Here is a 2,492-nt window from a genome sequence, read left to right as displayed (position 1 = left end):
TGTTGATTTCCACTGAATCCTGACCCACATCCTGGACTGATTTCCGTCCAAACCTGACCCACGTACGAACCCTACCCTGCCGCTATTTGCGGCAGGAGCACTGGAGTGATTGACGTGGCGACACTGAGTGTCATCAGGCGGTGGGCCCTGCGCGAGCAGCTGTCCATCCGCGAGATAGCCCGACGCACCGGCCTGTCTCGCAACACCATAAGGAAGTACCTGCGCAGCGATGCCCAGGAGCCGGCCTATGCCAAACGCGAGAGCCGAAGCCGGCTCGATCCGTTTGCGGAGAAGCTGGCCCAATGGCTCAAGACCGAGGCTGGCAAGAACCGCAAGCAGCGGCGCACGCTGAAGCAGATGCATGCCGAGCTCATGGAGCTCGGCTTCGATGGCTCCTACAACCGCGTCGCGGCCTTCGCACGCGACTGGGCCATCAAGCGTCAGGAGGCGCAGAAGACCACCGGCCGAGGCACCTTCGTGCCGCTGGTCTTCGAGCCCGGCGAGGCGTTCCAGTTCGACTGGAGCGAGGACTGGGCCGTGCTGGCTGGCGAGCGCACCAAGCTGCAGGTGGCGCACTTCAAGCTCAGCCACAGCCGGGCCTTCTACATCCGGGCCTACCTGCTGCAGACCCACGAGATGCTGTTCGACGCCCACAACCACGCCTTCCGCGTGTTTGGCGGCGTGCCCAAGCGCGGCATCTACGACAACATGAAGACGGCTGTGGACAAGGTCCTGACCGGCAAGGCGCGCGACGTCAACGCGCGCTTCGCCGCGATGGTCAGCCACTACCTCTTCGAGGTCGAGTTCTGCAACCCGGCCTCCGGCTGGGAGAAGGGGCAGGTCGAGAAGAACGTGCGCGACGCGCGCCACCGGCTCTGGCAGCCCGTGCCGTCGTTCCCGACGCTGGACGCCCTCAACGTCTGGCTGGAGGAACGCTGCGGGGCGCTGTGGGCCGAGATCTCGCACGGCAAGCTGCCCGGCACCGTGTTTGATGCCTGGCAGGAAGAGCGGCCGCTGCTGATGCGGCTACCGCGGCCGTTCGACGGCTTCGTCGAGCACACCAAGCGCGTCTCGCCGACCTGCCTGATCACCTTCGAGCGCACCCGCTACAGCGTGCCGGCGTCGTATGCGAACCGGCCGGTGAGCCTGCGCGTGTACGCCGACCGCCTGGTCGTCGCGGCCGAGGGCAACATCATCTGCGAGCACACACGAGTGATCGAGCGCCGGCACGACACCATCGGCCAGACGATCTTCGACTGGCGTCACTACCTGGCGGTGCTGCAGCGCAAGCCCGGCGCACTCAGGAACGGCGCGCCGTTCGCTGAGCTGCCGCTGGCCTTCAAGCGGCTGCAGGCCGAGCTGCTCAAGAAGCCAGGCGGTGATCGCGAGATGGTCGATGTGCTGGCCCTGGTCCTGCACCACGAGGAGCAGTCGGTGCTGGCGGCCGTCGAGTTGGCGCTGGAGGTCGGGGTGCCGACCAAGATGTACGTGCTCAACGTGCTGCACCGGCTGCTCGACGGCAAGGTCGAGCAGCCGCCGGTGGATGCGCCGCAGGCACTGCGCCTGGCGACCGAGCCTCAGGCCAACGTGAACCGCTACGACGCGCTGCGCGAGGAGAGGAAGGTGCGCCATGCGTAACCCCGCAACCAACGCGCTCATCACCGCGCTGCGCGAGCTGAAGATGTTCGGCATGGCGCAGGCCGTGGGCGAGCTGGCCGAGCAAGGCGCACCGGCCTTCGAGGCGGCGCAGCCCTTCCTGGCGCAGTTGCTCAAGGCCGAGAGTGCCGAACGAGAAGTACGGGCCGTGGCCTACCAGCTCAAGCAGGCCAGGTTCCCGGTCTACCGTGACCTGGCCGGCTTCGAGTTCGCGCACAGCGACGTCAACGAGGCGCTGGTGCGGCAGCTGCACCGAGGCGACTTCATGGACCGGGCGGAGAACGTTGTGCTGGTCGGCGGTCCGGGCACGGGCAAGACCCACCTGGCCACGGCCATCGGCGTGCAGGCGCTCGAGCATCACCGGCGGCGGGTGCGCTTCTTCTCCACGGTCGAGCTGGTCAACCAGTTGGAGCAGGAGAAGCTGTGCAACAAGACCGGGCAGATGGCGCACCGACTGGCCCACATGGACATGGTCGTGCTGGACGAGCTGGGCTACCTGCCGTTCAGTGCATCAGGCGGCGCGCTGTTGTTCCACCTGCTGAGCAAACTCTATGAGCGCACCAGCGTCGTCATCACGACGAACCTGAGCTTCAGCGAGTGGGCCAGCGTCTTCGGCGACGCCAAGATGACGACGGCGCTGCTGGACCGGCTCACACACCATTGCCATATCCTTGAGACCGGCAACGACAGCTACCGCTTCAAGAACAGTTCCGCACAACCCACCAAGAAGGAGTCAAAGACCAAGAAGTTACTCACAACCTGAGCCCGAGAGGCTCTAACAAGGGTGGGTCAAGATTGGATGGAAACGGTGGGTCAAGATCGCGCGGGAATCAACA

At 65.6% G+C, this 2,492-nt stretch carries 2 protein-coding genes; both read left to right on the top strand.

The genetic code is table 11. The annotated features are described in order from the left end of the window. Nucleotides 1-105 precede the first annotated feature (105 nt). The gene (gene istA, locus J7U46_RS23165) at nucleotides 106-1,638 is read left to right on the top strand and encodes an IS21 family transposase (protein WP_282829614.1); all 1,533 of its coding nucleotides are present in this window, start codon (nucleotides 106-108) and stop codon (nucleotides 1,636-1,638) included. After that, the gene (gene istB / locus J7U46_RS23160; protein WP_282829613.1) at nucleotides 1,631-2,419 is read left to right on the top strand and encodes an IS21-like element helper ATPase IstB; all 789 of its coding nucleotides are present in this window, start codon (nucleotides 1,631-1,633) and stop codon (nucleotides 2,417-2,419) included. The genes istA and istB overlap by 8 nt, the downstream gene beginning before the upstream one ends. Nucleotides 2,420-2,492: the final 73 nt, after the last annotated feature.

The organism is Pelomonas sp. V22 (genome assembly GCF_030014915.1).
In the GTDB taxonomy this organism is placed as follows: domain Bacteria; phylum Pseudomonadota; class Gammaproteobacteria; order Burkholderiales; family Burkholderiaceae_C; genus JAUASW01.
Note: the sequence above shows the minus strand (reverse complement) of the source record. Positions and strands in the feature narration are given on the sequence as shown.